This window comes from Neobacillus camarae, from assembly GCF_054950115.1.
The window spans coordinates 14658-41208 of record NZ_JBUCKX010000003.1; the positions used below are offsets into that span (position 1 = coordinate 14658).

General features: G+C 39.6%; 18 protein-coding genes and 1 pseudogene. 4 read left to right on the forward strand and 15 right to left on the reverse strand.

Features of this window, described 5'->3' with window-relative positions:
* Positions 1–460: 460 nt before the first annotated feature.
* A complete protein-coding gene (locus tag ACY8D0_RS15270) occupies positions 461–865 on the reverse strand; it encodes a MerR family transcriptional regulator (RefSeq protein ID WP_462411389.1) in 405 nt (134 codons plus the stop codon).
* A 95-nt stretch (positions 866–960) separates the two neighbouring features.
* Between ACY8D0_RS15270 and ACY8D0_RS15275 the strand changes: the two genes are divergently transcribed.
* Positions 961–1791 carry an SDR family oxidoreductase gene (locus tag ACY8D0_RS15275; RefSeq protein ID WP_462411390.1) on the forward strand — a complete coding sequence of 277 codons (831 nt, stop codon included), beginning with the start codon at positions 961–963 and terminating at the stop codon, positions 1789–1791.
* Positions 1792–2082: 291 nt separating this feature from the next.
* Here the strand turns inward: ACY8D0_RS15275 and ACY8D0_RS15280 are convergent, their stop codons facing one another.
* Both ACY8D0_RS15280 and ACY8D0_RS15285 read right to left on the reverse strand, forming a co-directional pair.
* Entirely contained in the window at positions 2083–2565 is a 483-nt protein-coding gene (locus ACY8D0_RS15280) for a hypothetical protein (protein ID WP_462411391.1), read from the reverse strand.
* A gap of 557 nt (positions 2566–3122) precedes the next feature.
* Positions 3123–3665, reverse strand: coding sequence for an ECF transporter S component (locus ACY8D0_RS15285; protein ID WP_462411392.1), 543 nt, complete (start codon positions 3663–3665; stop codon positions 3123–3125).
* A gap of 136 nt (positions 3666–3801) precedes the next feature.
* Here ACY8D0_RS15285 and pdxR point away from each other — a divergent pair, with 136 nt between their 5' ends.
* A complete protein-coding gene (gene pdxR / locus ACY8D0_RS15290; protein WP_462411393.1) occupies positions 3802–5211 on the forward strand; it encodes a MocR-like pyridoxine biosynthesis transcription factor PdxR in 1410 nt (469 codons plus the stop codon).
* 200 nt (positions 5212–5411) lie between these two features.
* Here the strand turns inward: pdxR and ACY8D0_RS15295 are convergent, their stop codons facing one another.
* The 3 genes from ACY8D0_RS15295 to ACY8D0_RS15305 form a co-directional block, all read right to left on the reverse strand.
* Positions 5412–7313 carry a hypothetical protein gene (locus ACY8D0_RS15295; protein ID WP_462411394.1) on the reverse strand — a complete coding sequence of 634 codons (1902 nt, stop codon included), beginning with the start codon at positions 7311–7313 and terminating at the stop codon, positions 5412–5414.
* A gap of 350 nt (positions 7314–7663) precedes the next feature.
* Positions 7664–8839 carry a GNAT family N-acetyltransferase gene (locus tag ACY8D0_RS15300; protein ID WP_462411395.1) on the reverse strand — a complete coding sequence of 392 codons (1176 nt, stop codon included), beginning with the start codon at positions 8837–8839 and terminating at the stop codon, positions 7664–7666.
* A 268-nt stretch (positions 8840–9107) separates the two neighbouring features.
* Positions 9108–9548 carry an Lrp/AsnC family transcriptional regulator gene (locus ACY8D0_RS15305; protein ID WP_462411396.1) on the reverse strand — a complete coding sequence of 147 codons (441 nt, stop codon included), beginning with the start codon at positions 9546–9548 and terminating at the stop codon, positions 9108–9110.
* A gap of 121 nt (positions 9549–9669) precedes the next feature.
* Here ACY8D0_RS15305 and ACY8D0_RS15310 point away from each other — a divergent pair, with 121 nt between their 5' ends.
* A complete protein-coding gene (locus tag ACY8D0_RS15310; protein WP_462411397.1) occupies positions 9670–10221 on the forward strand; it encodes a cysteine hydrolase family protein in 552 nt (183 codons plus the stop codon).
* Positions 10222–10435: 214 nt separating this feature from the next.
* On the opposite strand, the gene ACY8D0_RS15315 is transcribed toward ACY8D0_RS15310, so the two are convergent.
* The 3 genes from ACY8D0_RS15315 to ACY8D0_RS15325 form a co-directional block, all read right to left on the reverse strand.
* Positions 10436–11587, reverse strand: coding sequence for an NADH:flavin oxidoreductase (locus ACY8D0_RS15315; RefSeq protein WP_462411398.1), 1152 nt, complete (start codon positions 11585–11587; stop codon positions 10436–10438).
* Positions 11588–11940: 353 nt separating this feature from the next.
* On the reverse strand, positions 11941–12924 hold the full coding sequence (locus ACY8D0_RS15320) for a phosphotransferase enzyme family protein (RefSeq protein ID WP_462411399.1): 984 nt from the start codon (positions 12922–12924) through the stop codon (positions 11941–11943).
* A gap of 74 nt (positions 12925–12998) precedes the next feature.
* On the reverse strand, positions 12999–13373 hold the full coding sequence (locus ACY8D0_RS15325; RefSeq protein WP_462411400.1) for a hypothetical protein: 375 nt from the start codon (positions 13371–13373) through the stop codon (positions 12999–13001).
* 253 nt (positions 13374–13626) lie between these two features.
* Between ACY8D0_RS15325 and ACY8D0_RS15330 the strand changes: the two are divergent.
* Positions 13627–14823 (forward strand): annotated as a pseudogene (locus ACY8D0_RS15330) (IS256 family transposase).
* Positions 14824–15199: 376 nt separating this feature from the next.
* On the opposite strand, the gene ACY8D0_RS15335 reads toward ACY8D0_RS15330, so the two are convergent.
* The 6 genes from ACY8D0_RS15335 to ACY8D0_RS15360 form a co-directional block, all read right to left on the reverse strand.
* Positions 15200–17167 (reverse strand): hypothetical protein, encoded by a 1968-nt coding sequence (locus tag ACY8D0_RS15335; RefSeq protein WP_462411401.1) that lies wholly within the window; start codon positions 17165–17167, stop codon positions 15200–15202.
* Between the two features lie 411 nt (positions 17168–17578).
* Entirely contained in the window at positions 17579–22039 is a 4461-nt protein-coding gene (locus ACY8D0_RS15340; protein ID WP_462411402.1) for a hypothetical protein, read from the reverse strand.
* On the reverse strand, positions 22032–22790 hold the full coding sequence (locus ACY8D0_RS15345) for a DUF6063 family protein (protein WP_462411403.1): 759 nt from the start codon (positions 22788–22790) through the stop codon (positions 22032–22034). The genes ACY8D0_RS15340 and ACY8D0_RS15345 overlap by 8 nt, the downstream gene beginning before the upstream one ends.
* Before the next feature lie 30 nt (positions 22791–22820).
* Positions 22821–24308, reverse strand: a complete 1488-nt coding sequence (locus ACY8D0_RS15350) for a hypothetical protein (RefSeq protein WP_462411404.1) — start codon at positions 24306–24308, stop codon at positions 22821–22823.
* Positions 24305–25393, reverse strand: coding sequence for a Wadjet anti-phage system protein JetD domain-containing protein (locus tag ACY8D0_RS15355; RefSeq protein WP_462411405.1), 1089 nt, complete (start codon positions 25391–25393; stop codon positions 24305–24307). The genes ACY8D0_RS15350 and ACY8D0_RS15355 overlap by 4 nt, the downstream gene beginning before the upstream one ends.
* 422 nt (positions 25394–25815) lie before the next feature.
* Positions 25816–26139 (reverse strand): hypothetical protein, encoded by a 324-nt coding sequence (locus ACY8D0_RS15360; RefSeq protein WP_462411406.1) that lies wholly within the window; start codon positions 26137–26139, stop codon positions 25816–25818.
* Positions 26140–26551: the final 412 nt, after the last annotated feature.

Here is a 26551-nt window from a genome sequence, read left to right on the forward strand (position 1 = left end):
CAAAGAGTCCATTCTCCTTTGAAAATGGCTGCTGTTGCGCATTTTACAAGTTATACTTAACTACAAATAGTAATGAAAGAAGATAAAAACCACGTGAGGGTTATTTCAGAGGACGGACTATCATCCCCCCATTGAAATGGAGAGGATTCTCTTCCTCGTTTCCTAAACCTATTCCGGCACTGACTGGGAATTAATTTATTTCATTTTATTTCTTCGGCTATAATAAAAGTAGATAATGAAAAAATTAAAAAAGACCAGACATGCAGTTACCTGTCCGGTCCAGCACGGTTCCATCAGAATGGGATCGGCTATTATGGGAAAGAGAATCCACCCCGAGCCGCTAACTAAAGGGTGGGTTATTTTTTTTGGTTAAAAGACAGTATTGCAACGATTAGACTGGCAAAAAAGAACGTATGTTCGATAGAATTAAAACTCAGTTGGGTTCAAACTAATGCATGACTTACTCAGTTTGTCGGGCCGTTAACAATGCGTAAGCCTTTTGAGGGTCTTTCTCCAATGTCATTCTGTATTCTAACATGAAGTTAAGCGTATCAAGCATTTGATCATATTCCTCCCTCTTACGTTCAATCTCACTTATCTTTTGGCGAATCCATTCCATTACTTGTCGATTGGTACGAGTATTTGTATCATGATCCAGTAAAATTTCCTTCAGTTCAGTAAGCGAACAGCCCACGCCCTGAAACTTCTTTATGAGTTTCAGACGTTCGATCACCTCGTCTGAATAGTTACGATAATTATTGTCGTCTCGACGGACATGCCGATTGTCAAACAAGCCTTCCTTTTCATAAAAGCGAATGGTATGGGCGGTTAAACCTGTCTTCTTAGCCAATTCCTGAATTTTCATGTCTATCTCTCCTCAAAAAGGCTTGCCTTAGAGTTCACTCTAAAGTTTATACTATCCATATTCAAGACATTAAACAACTGGAGGAGGATTTCATAATGCGCATTTTTGTAACAGGAGCAACAGGCTACGTCGGTTCAGCCGTCGTCCGTGAACTCATCGAAGCGGGTCATAATGTCGTCGGACTTACCCGATCAGACATTGGGGAAGCGAAACTGAAGGAAGCTGGGGCCGAGGTGCACCGAGGCGATCTTGACGACCTCGACAGCCTTCGCAGCGGTGCGTCTGCTGCGGACGGCGTAATTCACCTAGCGTTTAAGCACGACTTCTCGGACTTCGCTGCCTCGCTCGCAACCGATTTACGTGTTATTGAGACGATAGGAAAAGCGCTCGAAGGCTCCGGCAAGGCGTTCGTGACCACCGCTCATGCGAAAGGGACAGCATCAGATAACGCCGTGATAGCACTGGCAAAGCGTGGGGTACGAACATCAGTCGTTTCACTTGCCCCATCTGTGCACGGCGAGGGCGATAAGGGCTTCGTTCCAAGACTGATCAACACCGCACGCGAAAAGGGCATATCGGCTTATATCGGTGACGGCTCCAACCGCTGGCCAGCAGTGCACCGACTTGATGCCGCACAGCTTTACCGCCTCGCATTGGAAAAGGCACCAGCCGGTTCACAGCTGGATGGGGTAGCAGATGAAGGGATCCCATTTCGTGACATCGCGGGTGTCATCGGTAAGCAACTTAACCTGCCAGTCGTTAGCATTTCACGCGAAGAGGCATACAACCATTTCGGCTTTCTCGGAGAGCTTGCTGCTCTTGACATCCCTAGGTCGAGCGTACAGACTCAGGAACTCTTGGGGTGGCGTCCTATGCACCCCACTCTGATCTCGGATCTCGAACAGGGGCACTATTTTAAGAAGTGAACGCCTTTCAGCTTTTATGGGAGATCAATTAGGTAGCTGTTCCTCTAAAAAAAAAACTCAATAAGGCAGAATGCCTTATTGAGTCAATGGGCAGGAAGGAACTTTCAAGGTGTAGCCCCACCTGATATATTTAGTAAGCGCATTAATCAACTTTAAGTTGCCGGAACTACTCATAATCATCGACCTATGTAAGGGCTAAGAATTACCGGCATAAAAGAAGACCATTTCAATGGATGGATGGACGGACTTAGAGTAATAAAAAAACACTAAAAGGGTCTCCGGGCTGTCGTTTCAGATATTCATCTCAATCTCTCTCTTTCCCTTTAATGACATACTTCCCGCCGTGAAAAGCATTAGACACGGAATGAATAGAAATGGATTAATGATAAAGGTGATAATCCCTACCCAACTAAGCCATCGTCTATTTACCCTGGGGTTCTTTCCTAATCTTTTGGGCAAACTTTTCGCTAATGTAATGACATAAAGTATGTATGCAATAATACATTGAAAACTAGCAATCAGAAACCCAACACTCAAATAGGTGGGAGGAATGGCAAAAGGCTTTCCGCCATCTTCTCCAATCAATACTTTCCCCCAAAATGTTAGCCCGATGGTAAAATAGGACCAATTGAATTCGAAGGTGCCATTAGAGCCCCTCGTTTCCATTAACACATTCGCCCAAATTTCAGAGCCTGCAATCATCCAGATGAGGGATAACACCATCCCTAAAACAGAACCACAAACCCCTAATATCACTGATTTTCTGACTTTCATCTCTGCCCCTCCCCCAAATCACGCCTATCTCCTCCTTCGTACGAATGTATATGAGTAAATAGTCGCAATCATTCATGGGGAACTTTCCAAAATTAAATCAATTTACAGTGAAAGAGGTGGAGAAGAACCATGTGACTGAACCAGTATTTATCGGTACCCCTTCATTTTTATTTATGTGAGGCAACTATGGTCTTTAATCAACAAAGAAAGAATCAATCCCACGAAAATCTCGAGGGATTCTTTTTCTTGCCGATCCCTTTTCAACCTTTATCGAATTGCTTTGATTAACCTCTTTGTTCGCACCATAGTATTAGCAGACCAACCACTGGCGTATAGGACCCATGGTCATCTGGAGCTCTCTAACCTATCCAAAGCCTCGTTTTTTTCAAAAATATGCATATTCGCCCTTACTAAAACTATATCCTTTATTATTAGTTTACATAATGTTATTAATGTCTACCATTCTTCGTTTAAACGTTTAAACGAGTAAAGTGGTCCTTATTTTTATCGAAAAATAAAGAAAGCCGTTGAAATTTTATTTCAACGGCTTTTTCATCTTAAATCTGGGTTTTGTCCAGCCTCTTCTGCTGGCCAACCCTATGCTTAAACGCACTTGCAAGTGGCACGACAATGATGCCGGCGATGACGACCTGCATAATGTTGCCAGGGATGGAACCGAACGGCTGGATCCAGTTGCCATAAAGGATGACTTCTGTAAAATAGTAGCCAACGATTTTAATAATCAAGGCAGCCGCAACTGCCAGTGAATGAACGAATGCCTTTTTTCCAGGCATTTTTTCAGCAATAAGGCCCGCTACAAAGCCCATTGCCCCAACGATAACAAACGTAAACGGAGACCATAACGCCCATCCCGAAACAATATCAAACAGAGCCATTCCGAAGGCGCCTGCTATCGCACCAGATTTTTTGCCAAAAACAAACGCAGCAATCAAAAGCGGCACGTTGCCCAAATGGATGAGGCCCCCGTTTCCCATTAGCGGAAGTCGGATGTTGATAAACATAGTGGCCAGAAACGTTAAAGTAATCAGTAGTGCATTAAGAACCAGCATTCTCGTTTTGTTATGTTCTGTCGTGTACATGTAAATCCCCCTGTTTGTGTTCAATTAATAAAAAAGATTCTCCTCTTCTTTCATGATTACTAGTATAATAAAAACTGACAATATAAAAAGTGTCACTTTTTGAAAAAATAACGTGGTCAGAGAGGAGAGGCCCCGTATGGATATGCTTATGTTTGAATTGAATAAAAACACCACAAAACCCTTGTATGAACAGCTTTATATTGGGATCAAAACGGCCATTATGAGCAAACAAATTGAAGTTGGTACGAAACTGCCCTCGAAAAAGAAATTGGCCGATTTTTTAAATATCAGCCAAACAACCATTGAAGTTGCCTATGCCCAGCTGATTGCAGAGGGCTTTATTGTGGCAAAACCGCGGATTGGTTTTTTTGTAGAGGATATTGATGAATTACCGTATATCGAAACCGAACAGGCAGAGTGGCCAGAAGAGGACGCCAAGGAAAAAACAATTCGATTTGACTTTCACCCGGGAAAAATTGACACGGACTCCTTCCCTTTTTCACAGTGGAGAAAGTATGCAAAAGATTTATATGATCGTCCATCAAAGAACCTATTACAGAGTGGAGAACCTCAAGGGGAATACACGTTACGGACTGAAATAGCAAAATACCTTTATCAATCTCGGGGGATAGTGTGTCAACCAGAGCAAATTGTAATAGGTTCGGGAACGGAACAACTCCTTCCGATGATTTTACGACTGCTTGAAAATAATTCAAAATTCGCCCTCGAGAATCCCGGCTATTCAGCCATACCAAGAAATCAACTGCAAAATAGCGCGATCCCGATTCCGGTTGATGAAGATGGATTGATAGTGGATGAGCTTGAAAAAACAAATGCGAATGTGGTGTACATTACGCCTTCCCATCAATTTCCGACCGGTGCGGTCCTTTCTGCAACAAGAAGAACACAGCTATTACATTGGGCAGCAAAAGCTGAGAATCGTTTTATTATTGAAGACGATTATGACAGTGAATTCCGTTACACCGGAAAACCCATTCCCGCCTTGCAAGGGATGGACCAAAATAATAAGGTCATCTATCTGAGTACGTTTTCCAAGTCATTAATGCCTTCATTACGAGTGGCTTATTTTGTTTTGCCTTCCACCTTGCTGAAAAAATATAGGGAAACGTTCAGTTATTATTCAGCGACTGTCCCGAGATTCGATCAGCATATCGTTGCCAGCTTCATGAGAGACGGCTATTTTTCAAAGCACTTAAACCGGATGCGGAAAATTTACCGTAAAAAACTGGATAAACTGACCCATATCTTTAAAAAGTATTATCCTAAAGTCATCATCACGGGAGACCAGGCCGGGATGCACATTTTAATCTCCCTTCCCCTGTCCATAAGTGAAGATCAGTTAAAGAAAGTGGCGGCAGAATGCTCTATCGCCATTTACCCTTTATCGGCTTACTTGTTAAAGCCAATCGAATATAAGTATCCAACCTTTCTGTTAGGGTTTGGCGGCATCCCATTAGAGAAACTGGAGGAAGGCATTCACCAATTAATGCAATGCTGGGGAATAGAAAAAAAATTTAGGCGATAGATTTCATATTTTTCCTATTCAATCAAAAAAATACCGGAGTGAATCTCCGGTATAAAAGTTAAAAGAAATTATAAAATGAGAATTTCATTGTCGGGACCTTTTTTTTCTCCAATCCTTTTTCTTGGTTCTAATTAAACGGTCGAATAAATTTCGTACTGAACTTGTAAAAGAGATTGCACCCTCTATCGGAGGTGTACAAATTAATCAATATAGTCAAACATGAAATATAGCCCCCAATCTTGATCATTAGACCAAGGATCATAGAATCCACCTTTTATTCCATTCACTGTGTATGGGGTTAGTTTTGCACATGACGCACTTCCATCTGCTGAAAATAGATTTAATACTCCTCGTAAAGAAGACTCAGCTTTTTTATAGTATTCAGGATCGCTAGTGATTTCAGCTAAATTTTGATATACCCGTCCCGTATAGGCACTCCAATAATGTGGAAATGTGTCGCCGTACAATTCATTCTTCCCAAACCAGTATCCATCCCAATGTCTGATCGCCGTTTCGTAAAGGTGATAATCGGGTTGAAGACCATTAAACAGTTCTAAAATCTCCACATGTTTTTTTGCTTCATTAAGAAACCTACTATCATTCGTTAATTTATACATTTCTAATAAAAGATTTGCTGCAGGTGCCACAATGGTCTGTTCAAAATTCACTTCTGATTTGGGATAATGGATGCCATAACGAATGATCGTATTCACATGCTCTTCAAAGTAATAAAAAATTTCGTCTCTTTCAGTGTCTAATTTCGCCTCTTCTAGCAAGTTAAGCATTTCAAACATGGGCACCTCAATCGGATAAAAATTTGCTCCACCTTGCTTGTAGTAGGCCAATAATACTTTGGACATGTCCTTCAAATAGTCCTCGCTCTTCCATGTAAAATATAACTCTTTAAATAGAACAGCAAACCAAGAATAGTTATATAAACGATGATAATCATTATTCCTTTTTATGTCATTAAAAACAATTCCTGTCACTTCGTCATAAAGCTCTCGTCTTATATAATCAATATATTTTTTTAAGCTATTTTCCATTTGTTCATTCTCATGGTTTTTGAGATAACGAGCGAGTAAAATCCCCATTCCTACCCTTTCTCTGCCCCCATTGTGGTCATTACGGTGAGAGTAATAAATCTGCTGATCTTCATTATCATAAATTAGATAGGCGCCATCTAAATGGCTATTTACTTTATGGTACTGCTGCTTATTTACAATAAATTCACATCTACTATGAGTAAGTCGATTTATATCGGGCAGGACAAGAATCTTTACTTGAGCAGTTATTCCACTTATTCTTACAGAATAGCAATATTCGCCGGGAACCAAATTTCCCTCTCTAATTTTTAACCTATTTTTTTCTTTCGTATATTCAATTGGACGTCCATCTCTAGAAATGGTAACTTCATGGTTGATTAGACTTTTATGAAACCTGATTTCTATATTCATTTCTTCATGTTCAAATAGGGTGTAATGTTCAGCTTGTATATCTATGTAGTTGGGATAGGCTAATAGTTTATTATAAAAGTCTATTTTACCTTCGTGCCAAAATAGTTCCCATTCAATACGATAAGATTCTCCAGGTGCTAATTCAAATGGAGCTACATGTAACAAAAAGTCTCCCCGATCATTACTCATTAAGGATAAATCACGCTCAACACTATAAGATTTTAAGCTTCCTTTTGTTAAGATTAATCCTAAATGAGGGGCTTCCCCTCCCATTCTCAATCCCATAATATAACTTACCTCTCCGCCACACCAAATGTGAGCATGACATTTTTTCACCGTACAAACCTCTGCTGATTCATAATCATCATTAAATGTTGTGTATATAGAGGTATCCCCTAATTGTGAAAAAATATCAAATTCCGTATTATTCGTAAACGTGTAAACCTCCCGAAGAGTGTTATTTTTAGTAAAAGTCCGCATAACCTTTGTATCTATTCCTTTTGGTGCTCTAATGGTTCCCCAGAATTGTGTTCCTTCCACCCAATTCATTTGATAGGGATCATCCTTATGAGATAATGAGCTTATATATCTGTCTTCCTTATACTCAATGTGAAAAGAACTTTCTATTTTTTCATCCCTATTCATGTGAGCGCCTCCAATTTTAATCATTCATCCCTACCATAACCCTTTATTATTTCTTAATTGCCTGAATTGATTATATGAAAAACATAATTCCTATTAAATATAAAATTCAGTCTTTTTTAATTAAATAGCAGTCCATTTCTATAAAACAGAAATTCTTCTATGTAAAAATTGAGTAACTATGATATTGGGATAATCCTTCCTACCATTTTTATATACCAGAAACATTAATCCAATAAGAAAAAATAGAAAGCCAAAAATAAGTAAGTTTTTCAAGCACTCCTTGCTGATTTTTGGCTTTCTTCAATCAAGAGAGACCGTATTCAGTTGGAGAAGCTCCGTTTGTAAAATGGTTAAAAGAAATCGTAAAACGACGTTTTCATCTTCGGGACCTTTTTTTCAAAAAGCTCCACTTCACTTTTTGAACCCTTTAAATAGCCCATTTCAAAAAGCTCCATTGGTCTTTTGTAACCAAATAAAATGGCGGATAGAGAATTAATCGTTAACTGAATTCCTTTTTTCGGAGGATGGGAACACTGGCCTCCCGTTTTTTCTTTATAGACTTTCATTTCTCCGTTGCCAAGAAAATAGCTCCCGTTATTCCAGGTGGCAAAGGAATCTTCAAGATGCAGGAAGATCGGTTCATTCTCATGCAAGAAAGAAAGTCTTCGTAAGCATGCTTCCGCATCCACCACTCTAGCCATAAAATAGGGTGTTACCTCGGTTTTTACCTTTGGCTGTGGGAGAAAATAAGGAAAAGGATCCCCGCTGTCCAGAGTAAGCGTCACGGTTTCTACCATAGAATCATGCTGGCAGATAAAATTCCAAAGCCCTACTCTCGCTTCCTGGTCAAGGGCAACGAACTCCTCCACTTCCATTTTCCTCTGCTTGACTTGATAGAGGAGATATCCCTTTGGCTCGTTCTCGGAAGTGGAATAGACAGCCACCTGTGAATCCTCATCATAGACATGGTCTTTCCACCATTTAGTGTCCCGCTTTAACATTCCCGTATGTCTGGTGCAAAATTGCTCATACATCTTTTCGATGGCTTCATGATGCGTCTGTTTCGAAAATCTCCTTATGGAGCCTGGCTGGAGTTCGAGGAACTTTAAGTTTATTTTTTCAATGGTTACTTTCTTCTGTTCATTTAAGATTTCCCAGCCAAATTTCCGATAAAATGAAATATCAAATGGGTGCAAAAGCGATACGATTTGATTGTCGTCTTTCAGGTGTTTTAACGCAACCGTGATGAGGGCTTTGACATAACCGGTTCGTCTGTACTCGGGATAGGTAGCAACCCCTGCGATTCCACCCATTGGCCATTCGGCATCCTTCATAAAAATCGTGAAGGGAATGATATGCAGCTTGGCAGCCAAACGATCTTCATCCCATATTCCTAAAATTTTATGGTTTTTCATGGCTTCTTTTCTAGCCGGTATGTCAGCTTCCTGAACCTTATATTGAAATGCATACATGGAAAGGTTCAGTGATTCTACGTATTCGTTTTCCGTGAGTTCCCTAACCTGCATCAAGACCAACCCCTTTGTTTACTCCATCTCAACTATTCTATGAATGTAACTAGAAAATAATATCCAGTTCGTTCCATCGTGCCATTTACGAAAAGACGTATCTTTCTTTGTACCGATAGCAGCTTCCTCTACTGAGTTCCATTCGATTAACCTCCTATCTCGGCTTTATACTACAATACCTATGTAGGGTATATAAACAAAAAATTACTTTTATGACGCATACTACCCAAAAGGATAGTAATTTCATCGGTAAAACCAACATTCTTTTTCATATCGAGGTCAAAGGATTATGTTTTTTAATCTCTTTTATGGATAAAAGTATACTATAATTCCCATATTCGAGAAGTTCATTAAGAAATAGATTCAATTGATCTTGGGATTTAACTTTTATGTTTAAATGGTAACAGCCTTCTCCCGATACTCGGTGAGCTTCAATTACCTCTTTTCGATCATTAATAAAACGTATAAATAAGTCATGGTTTGCTGTTTTCATATAAATAATGACAAACGCTGTAAAGTTCAGTCCTAATTTCAGTTCATCTACTAGTAGCGTGTAGGCTTTAATGACACCACTTTCCTCAAGTTTTTTTATACGATTTCCTACAGCTTGTCCTGTCATATGAATTTTTTGACCTAGGTCTTTCCATTGAACACGTGAATTTTCGGATAGTAACCGAAGGATTTGAAAATCAATATTATCAAGTTCCATAATAAATTCCTTTCACCATGAAATGATTTGTTATAAAAGGGTTTCATCAAAGTATCGATAAAAATCAAGATATTATTTATCATCATTATTGTAATAAATATACTTTAATGAGGTGAAAAAAATGAGTACCGCTTTAATCATTGTCGATATTCAAAATGACTATTTTCCAAATGGTAAGATGGAATTAAGTAATCCTGAAAAAGCAGCCGATAATGCCGCTAAAGTTCTTCATTGGTTTAGACAAAATAACAAAGATAATATTTTTCATGTCCAGCATATCGCGAGTAATCTAGAGTTAGGCTTCTTTCTTCCAGATACGGAGGGAGCTGAAATAAATAATGCTGTTCTCCCATTAGAGCACGAAAACATTATCGTTAAAAATTTCCCTAACAGCTTTTTAAAGACTGGTCTAGAAGGAAAATTAAGAGAAAAAGATGTAACCAAGGTAGTAGTTGTTGGGATGATGACACATATGTGTATTGATGCAACCGTTCGAGCTGCAGTGGATTTTGGTTTTGAAACTACCCTGATTGAAGATGCATGTGCGACAAGGGACTTATCTTATCAAGAGAAAGTCGTTCCAGCAGAACAGGTTCATTTTGCATTTGTCAGCGCACTGAAAAGTATGTACGCCAATGTCATTTCGACCGAGAATTTCCTACAACTAAACTAGACTTGATTAACCACTAAAAAAGTCTATACAAAAGAGGAATTAAATAGGAAGCCTAACATAAACAAGTTGTTAACAACTACTACTTGCGTATGTTTGGCTTCCTTATCTTATAAAAGATATAAAATCATATATTCAGTTGAAAAGGATTTCCCCGTCAACTTTTCTCTTAACTACAACGACGAGCGGCAGTGCTTGCATGGCTTTACAATCTCGTTCAGATTAGATATTTCTCGGATTCTTTCGTATAATGTGTCACTAGGTCAAGTTGACCATTCTTAAGTTTCACTGCCCATTCGGGATCAGCCAGCACTGCACGACCGACTGCGACATAATCATATTCACCTGCTCTAATTTTTTCATCAATCAGTGCTAAATTGTCTACAATGGTCCTGTCAGCATTGTCCTGATTACTCAGGAAGGCACGGTTAATCCCGACAGAACCGACCGCAATCGTTGGCTTTTTCGTAATCCGTTTCGTCCAGCCGGCTAAATTTAAGGATGGATCTTCATCATTAAATTCAGGTTCCCAGATTCTTCGTGTAGAGCAGTGGAAAATATCAACGCCTGCTTCCACCAACGGGGTAAGGAATTGTTCAAGCTCCTGCGAGTTATTCGCTAATTTCGCTTCATAATCAGTTCCTTTCCATTGTGAAAAACGAAGCACAATCGGAAAGTCTGGGCCCACTTCCTTCCGGCAAGCACGGACGATATCTGCCGCAAATTTGGTTCGCTCCCCTATACCCCCGCCATACTCATCATGACGCTTGTTCGTTCGTTCCCAAAAAAATTGATCAATTAAATAGCCATGGGCCCCGTGCAACTCAATTCCATCAAAGCCGATACGCTTTGCGTTCGCGGCCGCTTCAGCGTACCGATCAATCATATCAAGGACTTCCTGTTTTGTTAGCGCTTTTATTTTCTCATTGCTTTTGCCTTTTAAAGTAAATCCAGACGGACTCACAGGTGGTGCCTCAATATTGGGTTCACTGCCTGCTTTTCTGGCTGCGCCTACATGCCATAATTGTGGAATGATTTTGCCACCTGCTTCATGGACTTCATGAACCACACGTGACCAGCCATTTAAGGCATCCTCACCATAAAAACGGGGAATATCGGAGCTTTGTACGGCTGCTGGGTGGTTAATCGCTGTCCCTTCTGTTATGATGAGCCCAATCCCATTCTGTGCACGTTTGCGGTAATATTGTGCCACATTTTCCCCAGGGACCCCTCCTGGCGAAAAAATTCTTGTCATGGGGGCCATCACTAATCGACTAGCTAACTTCTCATTTCCAAACGGTACTGATTGAAACAAAGTATGACCTGCGTACGTTTGATCCAAGGCGAGCACTTCCTTCCACTGCTTCATTTTATTACTCTACCTTTATTTTACAATTGTAATAGACATATAGAAACCGATAAGTCTTATGTTTTTTCACAATCAACATTCGGCAAAGCCAGGCATCCATAATGTCTACCATCCATGTAATAAGGAATTAAATAGTACGCCAAAAATACGCAAGTGTTGCTTCACCACTTGAATAGATCTGACATTTTAACATTTATAACAGGTGTGGCCAATTAAAGATTTTAAAAGAACGATGGATACAGGAATCGATTAGAATGAATTCTCTTTCTGAAATTACGATAAGACCTTTTTATCTTAGAATAAGAAAATCATAACAGTAATTTTCATTATTCACTTATCCCATTTGCTCTGCTTTAGAAATGAATCAATGGTACCCGGTTCTCTATCCTTTCACGAATCGCATCCATCATTTGTTTTGTCTGTTCAGTTCGCTGTTCCGGATGAATTTTCTTATGGAGCACGGCATACAGCAGGAGATCCCGCAGCCGCATCATCAGGGGCAAATGCTCTTTCCATTGGGGCGGTAAAGCGGTGACCGATTCGTAGCCTTGAAGGAAAGAATCCAGAAACTTTTTCGCAAACTCATTCCGTTCGTCCTGCTGCCCCTCGGGATATCGGAAAAGAGCCGAATAGTAAACCGGAATGGCGATGTCGGATGTGAGCCAATGATAGCTGCAGTCATCAAAATCGAAAACATGGATATCCTGTCCGTCATAAAAGAAGTTCCCGGAATGAACGTCCCCATGGATTAGATTGAAAAATTCCTTGCTTGTCGGGAGCCGGTGAAGCTCTCCCAGCAATTCAGCTGCCACCGTCACAAGCTGCTTCTCGCAATCCGGTAGGTAGGTTTCAAAATTCAGGATCAGGTCGTCTTCATTCCAGCGCGGCCTTCTCTTGATACCATCAGGAACCTCATAGGTTTTCGTGACTTGATGCATCTTCCCTATCGTTTTTCCCCATGTAAAAAATAGGGGGGAATCGAATTGTTCCGCTTGAACACTTACAGCTTTCCCCTGCACTTTAGAAAACAGGACGGCGGAAAATGGCGAGGTGCCGATTTGAGCAACCAATTCCCCGTCAATGGACTGAAACGCTTCCGGCACATGGACGCCATTCGCATGAAGAAAGTTCATCCAATCCAGTTCAGAAACAATTCCCCCCTTCTCCCGATGGGACGAATGGGTCAACCTCAAAATAGCTGGTTTTCCTTCCCTCTCTACTTCAAAGACAAAGTTTTCGAAATCACCAAGCTTTTCCCCGATTCGATCCAGGCCAAACAATGTTTGTGCTTTCTTCAAGAAATCATCCGTAAGCAATTCATGGATATAGGGCTCCATTTTCGCCCTCCCCTTTCAGGAATTTATATGTATTGAATGAGTGCATTGCAAAAAGGCTTAAGGTACCTATCAATCTATGTCCTTTTCCTAAATTTTACCTCATCTTTAATATAAAATGGTGTAGAAATTACTCCTAAAATAAGCACATAAGAACCGATTACTAGGTAAGTGGAGGCTGAATAATCCTTAAAGCTAAACAGGCTTGGAGTATTCGTTAGATTGTATAAATATTCCATGACGACAAAAGTATTTAAGACAGTGGTAACAATGACAATTCCTATAAAAAGGAGTTTCTTACCCTCGTGTTTAAACTTCCAGACCCTTAATAATGTACTTAAAAATAGTGAAGGTAAAACATATCCGATGACCAATGCAAGACTTGCACGGATAAGCCACCATATACCATAAAATAACGCATAAAATAGCAATAACATTGCATTCAACTCCATACTAAAAAAAGAAATCTCCTTATTTATATACTATTCTCTTAAACAATTACAGGGAATTTCCACCTGTTTTTTATGACATGGGGCAAGATATTAGGATCTGGAACGAAAGGGATGTAAATACGAAAAAACCCCCTAATACCAAATTAAGGGGTTTTCCCTGACAGTGCGGAAAAAGCTGTGTAAATAAGTTTGTTATCAATCCTCCTTGGCAAGAATTAGGATAAATAATACTTGCTAAGGAGGATTTTTCGACATGAAAATTCCAAAGGAATTGATCAAAGAAATCATAAAGGAACAGAAGTTCACAAGCACCAATCAAATCATGGATACCATTAAAGAAATGTTTGCAGATATCCTAGAGGAAGTGCTCCAATGTGAAATTGAAGAGCAGCTAGGATACGAAAAACACCAACGTCGTGGTAATGAACCTAACAATTACAGAAACGGATCAACCAAAAGGAAATTAAAAACACAATTTGGCGAAGTGGAAGTAAATGTTCCTCGGGACAGAAAGCTCGTACGAGCCACAAATCTTGGACAAATATCAAAGGAATACCGACGGAATGGAAGATAAAATACTGTCACTATACGCTCATGGCATGTCCACAAGAGATATCCAGGAACAGGTCAAAGATCTCTATAATATTGAGATTTCCTCCGAGTTAGTTAGTAAAATCAGTGAGAAAATTATGCCACAAGTGAACGAGTGGCAAAATCGAGCACTTGAAGCCTATTATCCTTTTATTTTCATGGATGCCATTCATTATAAAATTCGAGATAATCATCAAATTGTTTCGAAAGCAGCATATGTTGTTCTAGGAATCAATAATGAAGGGTATAAAGAAATTCTTGGCATCTGGGTTGGGGCAAACGAGAGTAGTAAGTTTTGGTTAGGCGTGTTGAATGATTTGAAAACCAGAGGAGTCAAAACGGTCAATCTTTTCTGTGTGGATGGGCTTTCAGGGCTTAAAGAGGCCATCCAAGCTGTGTATCCTTTTGCCGGTATTCAGCGTTGTATCATTCATCCAAATCCGTTCAAGTACCAAATATGTTTCTTATAAACATTTAAAAGAGTTTGTCGCTGACCTTAAAAAAATATATTCTTCAATTAACGAAGAGTCTGCTTTAGAAAGACTCACTGAATTTAAGGATAAATGGGGCAAAGAATATTTCTGCGGTTAGGTCATGGGAGGAAAATTGGGATATTTTAGCTACCTTTTTCGCATATCCGCAGGAAATTAGGAAAATAATATATACTACGAATATTATTGAAGGACTTCACCGTCAATTTAGAAAAGTAACAAAAACCAAGTCTATTTTTCCAACTGATGATAGCTTAAGAAAAATGCTTTACTTGGCATCTCAAAACATTTCGAAAAAATGGACCATGCGTTATCGAAACTGGGATATGATTTTAAATCAGCTTGAGATTCTGAACCAAACATCATAATTGGGGACTCTGTCCCCAAACCCCTGAAGTTTATCGCTTTTGTTTTCCCTAAAACGGACAAAAAAACGGACCGCACTAAGTCCGGTCCGTTTTAGGGTAAAATCCATAAAACCGCTCAGGTTGCACTTCTGCATTGCCCTATCCTGTTTTATGGTAAAAGCCAATATTATTTTTGACAAACGATGTTTTTTTATACCTATTTATTCTTGCCTTGCGAAGATTGTCAAATAATACTTACACAAGATTTTCCGCAGACCCTTTTCCCTTCATAAAATGATAGTGTGTAACAGTTTTTACTAATTTCATTCGTCCACGTAAAACGGGTATCTACATCACGTAAAAAGGCTGCTTTTAATTGTTGTTAAGCAGCCATGAATTATTTCTCTTCTTTCAATCTTCTCTTTATAGTATCTTTACTCACCTTAAAGTAACCACTTATTTCTTTTAATGTTTTCCTATCTTCGTAAAACATTTTTTTAATCAAGTTGACATCTAAGTCAGGTTTTTGCATTTTGTTGAGATGGAATGCTATCCTTTCATCTATGGTTCCGTTCTCTTTCCAGACTATAAGAAAATGTCTTCCAACACCGAGAAATTCAGACCATTCTTTGAGCGTTTTCTTAATGCCATTCCATTCATAAAAATTATCATAAAACTTAGCAATCCTGCCTTCCATTTTCCCTTTCCTATAATTTCGGATAATCGTATCAGTTGTCACATTCATTTTCTTAGCCCAATAGTCAACATCTCCCGTTTCACCTTTAAACGTAATGGTGATTTTTACAGGCATCTTTTCTATTTCATTTAGATAGTTATTTAATTCATCAATTTTTCTTATATAGTATGTTTGACGAGACCTCGGGAGTTGTTTTATAAATTTATACACACTAATATTACGTGTTTTATTGGTAATCATTACATCTAATTTACTATTACTACTTTCTCTCATGTACACCAATGTTATAAATTTAAAGACCGGTTCATATTTTTCTAGAGTTGGACTACCAGCAATTGTCCATTCTGACAATTTAGCATCTAACACATGGTAATCTTTTAAAATAAAGTCTGGTTTTAAACCATGAATTGTTTTATTTTCAAAAGGAATCCTCAACTCCGTTAACAGTTCCGAAACTAATGTTTGGAACCGATAGCCACAATAACGAGTGGTGTCAATATCATTTCGAACATGATTAAAATTGATTCCAGATGCAATGACAGCTTTTTCCCAAGATCCAAATAGGTTCCCCGCCGTTGTGTACATACCACTATAATACTTTTTGGCATACATCGAGTTTAAAGGAAAATCATTCTCGTGATATTCTTGTATCGTTTGAATGACTTTTTCTTTTGACCAATACCCTTTTTCTTTTGTTAACCTAATATTGTCATATTCAATTCCGATTAATTCTAAGGCTGTTTTTAACTCACCATAATAACGTCTGATTGCTTTCATTAAAGCAGGATTTTTTTTACGAATATTGTTTTCATTTGGATTTTCTTTTTTTGAAAATGTTTTTAACTTTTCTAGAACAAGTTCCTTATTCCATCTCTGAACTTTTCGAAAATCTTCATAGGAAATTCCTGCCCTTTTCAGTGCTTCTTCCCAATTACCAAAATACTTTTGCGCCGCTGCATATAAATCGCCATTGTTCTTACTCACATGGCTCATGCTTAAGTCGAAGTCTTCTTTTTTCAATTGTTTTATGTCCGATATCACTCTATGTCCCGTCCAATACCCATTCGCTTTTTTCAAAGAGATTTCATCATAATTGAGTCCAGCTGCCTCTACGAAATCCTTATAGGAGGAAAAATACGAACTGAATCCATGATAATATTCTTTATGATTTTTTCTGAAAGCCGCATCATTAACTTGTTCGCCTTTACGATAAGAATCTTTCAATTTATGAATTAGTTCATCTTTTGTAAACTTTGAAGTATCAGTACGCATCTTTTCATAATCTAATCCGGCTGCCCTTACTGCATTTTCAAAGCTACCGAAGTATTTTGCAGCTGCATCATACAAATTTTTATATTGTTTTAGTATTTCAATGATCTTTTTATCTTGATTTTTCTTTAATTCATTGATAATCTTCTCATTTGACCATTTTGTATTTTTCAATTTCGTTTCTTCTTTAATTTTTTCATAATCAATATCTAATTTTTCAAGTGCCTCTTTCCAACCACCGAAATAACGTTTGGAGGCACATAATAAATTATTATGGTTATTTCTAATGTAGTTTATATTTAGTGGTACATTTTTATTAACTAAATGATTAATTTCGGATAAAACTTTATCGGCATTCCAACTTACCCTGGACAATTCTTCCTCTCCTTTTTCCTCCAATTAATATCCACTATTTATTTTAAACTAAAGGAGCGATTTTTTTGAAGACCATTATTCCCTGGAAACATTTGAGGAAAGAATTAGTAAAACAAGTCCAGTCTGTTGTTAGGACGTTTTACCTCTAAGCATTTAGACTGTATAAAAAAGGACTTCCCGATTTATTGGGGAAATCCATCATCAGTCCTTATTAAAAAAAGATAAACGTACAATTTCGATTGTTTAATTATTTTCAATTTTCAATCAATGTTAGGGTGATGACTAATAATCATCACCCTTCACCAATTTTTAACCAGTCAGAAAGCAGTAATGAAAGTAGAAAAAGGAATTAGCAGATGATTATAGCTTTGAAAACTATAGTTATATTGCTGAGCCGTTATTAAAGTTGAGATCTTTAGTGCAGTAGAATCTACATTAAAACAAACTCAACTCCAATTCCTCAAATGTCCGTCCACCATGCTGCAAGACTTCCCTAATCATTTCCCCATGTCTCTGCTGGCTCAATTCCAACTTCCAATAAACAGGAAAACGGCGACTTACGTCCAGTTTAATCAATTCAGGCGGAGCCAAGACAATCCATTGAAACCGTAAAATATCGGCGATGGAGAAAATCGGATCCAAAATATGCGCGGATACCGCTTGGCCAAATGGATTATCGGTAATTAAAACAGACCAGTTGTTACTGTGTTCCTGACGTTTGAACGTCATGATCATCATCATAATCATCGTTCTGGCAGCCAGCAGCTGACCGCCGCTCCCCTTGGCTTCCACCTTCGAACCTTTGTTTAACGTCTCCCAATCGGTGTAGTGATGCTTCCTTGGTTTTTCATATAAAAATGCATTGGTCGTCTGCGGCTTATAAATCGCCAGTTTCGGGTAACGATTCCGGAGCGAAATCAGTACTAACTGATTATCATCGATATGTTTCTTCAAAGTACTTTCAGGAATATTTTCAATCGATTCGTCGCTTTCTAGCAGTTGCTCGATGATTTTAGTAAAATACTCTCGCAGTAAGCGGCGATATTCTTCTTCATCAGCGGTTTCAATTTCTTTTAAACGCTCGATTTCCACAAGCGGAAAGGTGTACCCTTCTTTGTTCTTAATTTTCATCCTTTTAACCATGTCTTTTAAGGATTGAAAAATTTGAATCACACGGTAAACGGCCCGGTCCACCCAAATTTCCTGGGCATTCTCGGCTTTTTGTTTGTCATCCTTCAACTTCAGCAACTCGTTTTGGATAAACTCCATCACACTTAAAACAATATTTATCCCCGAATGAATGGAATCACTTTCCAACTGTGGAAGGAGATGATGAAGGCTGCTCCTTAATGGTCCATCAATCCTCTCATCCTGAAGAACCTGGCTCAGATCCTTCAATCGTTCTTTAAACCCTTTATGGTATTGGGATTGCCGATTGGTTAATTCATTATTCCGGCCGATCCATTTATGAATCAGTTTTTCCGGTTCCCGCTTAATGGGGTCTTTATATCCGTCCGGTATTTCACCAACATGCTTAAAATTCGGGACATGCGTTTTTAAAATATCCTGTTGCTTCACTAATTGCTGCCTACGCCATATTAAGTCATTTATAATCTTTTGTTGGTCATTCAAATCTTGCTTGATTTTGGTCAGTGACTCTTCGATTTCTTGCTCTTTATCGGTAAGGTTTACTTCCACCCAAGGCTCGGCACCGCGGTGGTGGTTTTTTAGAATTTGCTGTTCCAGCTTCAACTTATTTTTCTCAATTTGTTCTATCCGTCCGCCAAGACGTTCGGCCTGTCTCTGTTCAGATCCCAACTGACCAAGGAGCTGTTTCAATTCCAACTGTTTTGCTTTAAGTTTTTCCTTCAAGATTTCCTTTGGCACCATTGGGATAGACTTATCGATCCATGCCGGCTCAAGTTCTTCTAAAGCTGTCTTTTTCTGTTGCTGTTCCTTGTGTTGATACTGTCTTTTCGCCTTCTCCGCTGCTAATTCACTGTCCGCATTATGAATCTTTTGCTGAAGGGATTGCCAGCTCTTGACCATCGGACCAACTTCATCAAAGATGAAACGACTAAACAGTGGCGTCTCCTCCTCATTCGTATGGAGAGCCGTGCTTTTTGGAAACTCGATATCAGGAAGAACCTCTCTTAAGGAGCCCGTTTGTAGCTCAGAGTGAATTTTCCATTCATCAAAAGCCCTACTCCAACTGGTTAGACTCCTCTCCCGCTCTTGTTTATCCTGCTCCAATATACTTAAGCGTTTTACCAGTACCGCTTCTTTTGTCTGAGCCTCCGATTTCAAAGAACTATACTCTTGAAACTGCTTGAAAGCCGTTATCCAAGACTCGATCTCGTTTAATTTCTTCAGGCCATTTTGCCGGTCTTGGTCATTTTGTCTCATCTTTTTCACAAGCTCTTTAAAGGTCGAGTCGATTGAAACTAATTCTTCGTCTAATTGCTTCTTCTGACCCTCGAGGTCCGCCAATTGGCCGTTGAGATTTTCCTCTTCCTGAAGGATTTCCTGATAAGTAGTGACCGAAAGAGCTTGGGTCTTCTCCACCAGTTGACCAACATCCGTTTGCCGGGACCTTACCTTCTCTAAATCACGGGTAAAACCAACTGTCAGGTCGGACAGATTTTCCTTCCAGCGGTTCCATTGATTCTGATTGAACGCCATTGAAATTCCTTGTTCCCGGAAAATCTCGAACGGCAGAGCGTATTCCTGATTCATCCGTTCCCGCATAAAAATCGGTACTGGGGAATGAAGCAATAACGTTTGTACACTAGCTTGATGGATGTTCTTTTCCCAATCCTGCTGATGAACCACAATCCCATAGGCCAATAACGGATAACGTTCCATAACTAAGGATTGTTCTTCCTCACTCAACTCCTGAAGCAACTGAGTCCCATACATAGCCGGGATGCCTTCATCCGACAGCAGGTCGGCAATTTTTTTAACATCATGGTTAGCCACCCAATACTCATCATTCACCAAAGATGTATCCAATTGGTGATACCAGTACTCTTTTTGGATATGGTCATATTGGGACCGCAATTTTTCCTCTTCCTGTTTCAACTGCTCGGGGATGTCCAGCCAATCATCAGCAGTAAAAGGTTGAAATTCCTGATCGGATAAAAAATAACGGCTCCAATTTTTGTGAAAGGAATGTTCCGCTTCAATTCGGGCTTCTTTTTTCTGTTTTATTTTTAGCAAGTCAGCTTTTTTACCGCTAATGAGGGCTTCAATCTTACCTAATTGATGCTTTGTCTGCCCCTGCTTTTGCTGCAACAAAGTACTTTCTGCTTGCATTTCTTCTAAAGCCGCCACAAGCTCCTGCATTTCCCTCGAAAGTTTACGCTGAACACTCTCCGCATCACGGTTAACATCCCGCCCGTATTTCTGCTCCATCCCTATCGCTTTTTGGTTATGGGCCTTGATAAAATTCGTATAAGTCCCCAACTTGGACCGAACACCATTCAACTCTTGTTGTTCAAGGTTCGTTTGCGATTGAATGGATTTTATTTCTTTTTCGATTCTCGCCTCTAATGAATGGAACTTCACCATATCATCTCGTATTTCTAGCTCAATCGACTTCCAATTTTCCGCAAGCTGCTGCTCGATTTTTTCCATCTGAACTTTTTCTTCATTCAAATTCTGGGTTTCTTCTAAAAATTGAATCCGAGCATCAATAGATTCCAACGCCTGAGTGGATTCAGCATAATCCTTAAGAGCGATGTCCACCTTCAATCCATGTTCTTCTGTTTCCAGTACTTCTCGCTTCTCTTCTAATTCCTGAACATGCTCTTCAGCCAGTTGAATTTGCCCGGAAATCTCCTCAAACGAACGACATTCTTTTGCAAACTCCAAATTATCCTTTTGCCATAAAAATTCAGCCTGCTGCTTTTCGGTAATCCGCTGATCTTCTTCCCACTTATTCTGGTCAAATTGATAGGTCTGCTTCTGTTCTTCCATTCCAAAATAAAGATAATTCGCTCGGTCGTGATGCTCTTGCACCTCTACCTCCAAGCTTTGCCCTTCTTCCAACGTAACTTTGATCGGCACCAGCTTTTCCTGAATCAGTTGATAAGCTTCCTCCCGTTTTAAAAGCTGGGGCAATTTTTGGGCAATAATCGAATTATCCCGAAAAATCTTAATGAGATTTTCTTCTTGATCCTCTTGCAAATAAGCGCTAATTTCCGGAATAATCAGATGGTGAAACAATCCAAAGTTATCCAAGCCTTTTTTAAAATAATGCTCTATTCCGCCCTCATCCCGGTTAATCTCTTTCATCTGTCGCCATTCCCCTTTTTCTATCCCATAGGACGAGAGATATTGGAAATAGGCATTTTGTTTAGGGCGGGAATAAAATTGAAACTGCTGCTTATGTTTCTTCAGCCAATTCTCCCACTCCTCATAAGTAGTGGTCAGCTTTTTTTCCTCATCATATAAAGGAATCGTGTCAATTGTCCAATCCTCTGGCTTGCGGTATTTGCTCGTATATAAAAAGTACTGCGGTTCGGTATCGACTTCTTCGTTGTCTTGGGCCGTCTTGCGTGCCGTCACACAAATTCCGGTCACTAACCACTCAGCGGGATCCGTATCCAACCGCCATTCTAGCGCCACATGAAAGGTATAGGGATCAAATTGCTGCTTTTCATTATAAAACAGGGCATCAATATGGTTCTCCCCATTCTTTCCCCAAGTTGAAAGCGGCATCAACGCTTGAAAAATCATCTGCAGCAGCATCCCTTTACCGCCGCCGTTGACCAGAGTTAACAAGGCATGCTGCGGCTCTTCCTCATGGATAAAATCAAAAATCGTATTTTCATAGTGTTTTTTCATCTTGTCATAACGCACACCGGTAATCCGCACTTTTTCAATTCTAGGCATCTCTTTCACCCCCACCCGTTAACGTCGTCAGCACAAGGCCACGCATTTCTTCATAGCGCGCCTGCTGGTGATAGCCTTCCTCCAACCGTTCATATAACTCTATTCTAGGAATCACGCGCTTTTCATCCTCGATGATATAAACAAGTCCTTCGTCTCTAAGTACTCTTACCGCTGTATGAATAAGACCAATATGTGTCCTTCTCGTAGAGGAAATTCGTTCGTCCTCGCTATCTGTGTCCGAATCGACCGCCATCGAGCCCCACAGCTCCGCCATTTCATTGATCGCCAGCCCATAGGACTCACTAAACTTCCCTTCAGTTTCCTTGTTCTCCTTATACCACTCCGCCAATAGCTGGGTCATATTTTTTTCCAGCAAATAATAAGAAACACCGGCATGCTCCCAGCGAAGATTGGAGGTAGATGGAATATCAATTTCCGCTAGAAAAACAAAGATAATCAAATTCATTAGGTAAAAATGCCTCTTCGTTTCCACTTCCCCATATCGTTTCTTAAATTGGGTATAAGAAGTGGCAAAAATGGAGCCTTCCGGTCGGGCGACCAGATGAATGCGGTCGGCCGTTTGGATAATCCGTGTCCTCGATTCCTCTGCTAAAACTTTCAAGGCATCTCGAACCCCGTCTTCTTCAAAATAAGGACTCATCATCGGGTCACTCGTCAACACCATTTTCCGATTCAATAATTGAAAAAAGATCTTTGAAGCATTCTGCAGCTGCTGTGTTGAAATACTCAAAACATCACTTCCTTTAGGTGCCTGGCACCATTACTCCGTTATCCGCAAGACAAACGGGGAAATACTTACACCTTTCCACTGAATCATGGGCTGATTGGCGTCAATCGAGGAGGAAATGGTCTTCCCCTCTAGCTTGAAAAATCGATCCTGTCGGCTAACTAAATGAGTGAGCAGGATTAACCGTTCATCCTCATGCTCTTTCTCGGCATCCAATTCCGGAACCACCAAAGACTCACTGTGAAACAGCATCCACAAATCGACCGTTTCCTTTTGTTCCAACCACTTCTCCTGAAGCGACTCGGGAATATCTCGCAATCTGGAAAGATGGAACTCTTCTCTTTCCAGCAGTTCGACAAAGAGTGGTTCCCATAATCGGACTAGTTTGTCCCAATCGACTTCCCGCTTATGATGCACTACTTCTTCGGTTTCCTCTTCGACAACGTCTTCTTTTTCATCTATTAGAATATCGGTTTCCTGTTCCATCCAACCCCAATCCAGCGGGTAAATAAAATGAGGTTTTGGCGAAAACAAAGGTTCTAACAGCATTCCCATATCATCCGGGTGTGGAAGTCCTTCGAGCACCAGCCAATCCTGAAAATAACTCTTCTGAAACGTCACATTCTGCTGTTTCCAAAAGAGATTCGGAAATTCATAGCGGAGCTCAATTTCCAACCGCATATTCTCCACCACATAACTTGCCAACTGGTCATGAACCCGTCTGGTTTGTTCCAGTTTCTCAGCAATTTCATAGTGTTGGTTGGAAGAAGAAATCCGTAGCAGCAGCTGGCGCATTTGCTGAAATCGAGTCCGCTCTTCCTGGAATTGCTGCTTTACCTCTTGTTCGCGGCCGCTCCTAAGTTCATGCTCTTGTTGAAAAATAATCTTCGGATTTCGCTTCATGCTTTCCCGATAATCTAATTCCCTGGCAATCATCCGTTTTACCCGTGCCATCAAATCATCCAAACCGGAAAGCGCCTGTTGGAAATGGCCATTTTTCACTAAGTGCTCAATATACAGCTGGTCAATCGTAATCTCCAGTTCCTGAAGGATTTCCCGGCTCATAAAAATTAATTCTTTTGCTTCATCCGAGCAGCGATACACCGTCTTGCCGCCTTTTTCCCATTGAGAGGTTTCCCGGTCTTCCACTAAATAACGAAACCGATGTTCCTTGATTTCCTGTTCTTTTTCATCAAACCACTTGGCAGTAAACGGCTGATGCAGTTCAGCTTGTCCACTCCATAGCAGCCCGTCTACAAACCTTTGAATCAATTCTTCCTGATTATCGAGCATCAAGCTGATCTGTAATTCGTCAATACAAGATTTCGTAATTCCTACCAAATCCTGCTTTATTCGATCTGGATTATTTTCAATCTCGCGGTAAAAAACCTCCAAGAGGACACTTAGGGCCAGCATTTGTGCATAATCCTTCAAAGCTGCTAGCTGCATGCCAGATCCCAAATTCCATATCGGGTTTAACCGCTTCATTCGTTCCCCAAAGCCTTGCCATCGCGCTTTCATATTGACTCCTTTTTCCGTCCAATATTATCAAGAGACAGTACTTCCTGCGGAACCCTCCGCTTCAACTCCCAAAGCTGTTGGATCTGTTCACCCAAGTCCGGTCGACCATGCTCCTGAAACTCCTCCACAACCCGCTGCAAATAGGTACGATTCTTATTTTGGTTCTTTTCAATGTGGTTACATAATTTTGTATTAAGCATTGCTTCATATATTGAAATAGCCAACTGAATGTTGGCAGATGGATAGGTTTCTTTTAACCTCACATAAATCCCCCATCCTTCTGGATCGATATCCCCTACATAATAAATCGTCATGTCATCTATGTTGGAGATATCATGTAAGAAGTTAAAGCTTTTCTCAATCTTTTTTCCTTCTCCATAAATTAATAAATCCGGTTGAATCCCATTCATATCCTTGCTATGATTCATTAATAATCTACATGTGTGATAAAAAGATTGATTCTCTACGATAAGAACTGTCTTGGCTTTTCGGATGTCACCATTTGGTGCCGGCCAAAAAGCAAACGGCTCACCATATACCTTGGCTTTCAAGTCCTCCAAAGTGATCTGCAACCGTTGCAACAAGGAAGCCCCCTGATTGGCAAGGAATTTCTCTTCACCAAACAGCTGAAACGATCGCTCCTCCCGTGTTACCCAGGAGTATTGTTCGATTTGTTTAAAAAAAGAATAGAGGATTCCGATTCGCTGCCATTCTTTATCTGTTTGCCATTCAGGATGTTGCCGGTATTTGGAGAGATTGAGAACGTCAGATATGGCCAGCATTTGATTGTCACTCCACTGAGCCTCCACAACAGCCTTTTCCAGCCACCAATAATTATGAAGGCTGGGCCTTCTGCCGTTTAAAGGGCTTTTTTTGACGGGTGTGACAATCCCTTCTTCCGTTAACTTATTCATGATTTGAACAAGAGAGTGATAACCGTTTTCCGCTTGATAGCGGATTGGGTCTTTTAATCTATACGTGATGAGGAAATTCTCCAGTTCTTGGATATGTATCTTTTTTCGTTTGTCATGTACTTGACGCCTTTTCAGATAGTCCATTAACCAAATTTTCATCTGATCCTTCATGCCAGTTTCCACCTTTCAGTCTTCCCCTACTATTTTACTAGATACGACAAAATGCGCCAACATTAATTGGCACCACAGGAAAAAAGCAAAAAGGACTAACATGTACCACATGTAGTCTAAATCATAAGCTTTAAATAGTAATATGAACCATTGTACATCACAATTTCAAGTGATTCCGTTTTACACTGACTCTTTTTTTCCTTAATTTGCTAGCATCTTATTCTTATGGTTAAAAAATAACTCGGATAACCACCAGTCAGCCTATTCTATTTTTCGGTTTATTGTTTATCACTTTTTTGATTAGTTTGTGGAACAACGTGTCAATCAAGAAAAATCAGGCGGTCCCTGGTACAGCATTAAAAACATTGTAGGTAAAAGATAAATAGAACGGTTTGGTAACTTGGTACCTTCCCAATGAATGATTAAAAATAGCTTCTATAATGGATGATCATGACAATGAAAGAAACGATGGTGTAGATTAGCGATGTTAGAAAAGCAATAGTAGGTGTAAATTTAAAACTTTGCTTTTTCAATTTGAAATTGGTGGTCTGTGATTGAATCTTTGAGTCTGTATATTGTGATGTAAATCCTCCCTCAGAACGAAAAAACCCAATAATTACAGTGACAACTAATCCAACAAAAAAGGAAAAATCAACGAACTTTACGTTCAAAAAGTAAGTTACCCCATAACTCAAACCAAATAAAACCACCAAAGTACCTACGATGCTTAGTGCCTTTTTCACCATTTCGAGTAATCCCCCCAAGATTCTTGATATGTTAAAATTTTACCACAAATCCCCAACCATAATATAAAAATGGTGGAGGTACATTCCATAATTCAGTTGTGTTCAAACCCTGAATACTCTTCATCTGGAGACTCTTTAGATTATAAGAAGGAAAAAGGAACCAAATCTTATCAACCTTGGTCCCTTTGAAATAATGTAAATTGACTCTGTTCGGATTTTGTATTTCCAACTAAAAATCCCCCATGATTCAACAAAAATTATTTAAACACTAGAATTAATTTGAACCGCTCTAATTCCTATTTATCAATAGGAGTAAAGTCTGCCCTATCAAGTATATTTTTTGCAGCAGTTATTTTATCTCTATATGTTACACTTGGGTCATTTAATACTTTTAATAGCATTTCCGAGCCCG

What these genes read in the sequence shown, in the direction of transcription:
- ACY8D0_RS15305 (WP_462411396.1), bottom strand. Translation starts at nt 9,548, where the DNA reads ATGGAACTTGATAATATTGATTTTCAAATCCTTCGGTTACTATCCGAA.
- ACY8D0_RS15285 (WP_462411392.1), bottom strand. Translation starts at nt 3,665, where the DNA reads ATGTACACGACAGAACATAACAAAACGAGAATGCTGGTTCTTAATGCA.
- ACY8D0_RS15340 (WP_462411402.1), bottom strand. Translation starts at nt 22,039, where the DNA reads ATGCCTAGAATTGAAAAAGTGCGGATTACCGGTGTGCGTTATGACAAG.
- ACY8D0_RS15320 (WP_462411399.1), bottom strand. Translation starts at nt 12,924, where the DNA reads ATGGAGCCCTATATCCATGAATTGCTTACGGATGATTTCTTGAAGAAA.
- pdxR (WP_462411393.1), top strand. Translation starts at nt 3,802, where the DNA reads ATGGATATGCTTATGTTTGAATTGAATAAAAACACCACAAAACCCTTG.
- ACY8D0_RS15360 (WP_462411406.1), bottom strand. Translation starts at nt 26,139, where the DNA reads ATGGTGAAAAAGGCACTAAGCATCGTAGGTACTTTGGTGGTTTTATTT.
- ACY8D0_RS15280 (WP_462411391.1), bottom strand. Translation starts at nt 2,565, where the DNA reads ATGAAAGTCAGAAAATCAGTGATATTAGGGGTTTGTGGTTCTGTTTTA.
- ACY8D0_RS15310 (WP_462411397.1), top strand. Translation starts at nt 9,670, where the DNA reads ATGAGTACCGCTTTAATCATTGTCGATATTCAAAATGACTATTTTCCA.
- ACY8D0_RS15325 (WP_462411400.1), bottom strand. Translation starts at nt 13,373, where the DNA reads ATGGAGTTGAATGCAATGTTATTGCTATTTTATGCGTTATTTTATGGT.
- ACY8D0_RS15300 (WP_462411395.1), bottom strand. Translation starts at nt 8,839, where the DNA reads ATGCAGGTTAGGGAACTCACGGAAAACGAATACGTAGAATCACTGAAC.
- ACY8D0_RS15295 (WP_462411394.1), bottom strand. Translation starts at nt 7,313, where the DNA reads ATGAATAGGGATGAAAAAATAGAAAGTTCTTTTCACATTGAGTATAAG.
- ACY8D0_RS15275 (WP_462411390.1), top strand. Translation starts at nt 961, where the DNA reads ATGCGCATTTTTGTAACAGGAGCAACAGGCTACGTCGGTTCAGCCGTC.
- ACY8D0_RS15355 (WP_462411405.1), bottom strand. Translation starts at nt 25,393, where the DNA reads ATGAAGGATCAGATGAAAATTTGGTTAATGGACTATCTGAAAAGGCGT.
- ACY8D0_RS15270 (WP_462411389.1), bottom strand. Translation starts at nt 865, where the DNA reads ATGAAAATTCAGGAATTGGCTAAGAAGACAGGTTTAACCGCCCATACC.
- ACY8D0_RS15315 (WP_462411398.1), bottom strand. Translation starts at nt 11,587, where the DNA reads ATGAAGCAGTGGAAGGAAGTGCTCGCCTTGGATCAAACGTACGCAGGT.
- ACY8D0_RS15350 (WP_462411404.1), bottom strand. Translation starts at nt 24,308, where the DNA reads ATGAAAGCGCGATGGCAAGGCTTTGGGGAACGAATGAAGCGGTTAAAC.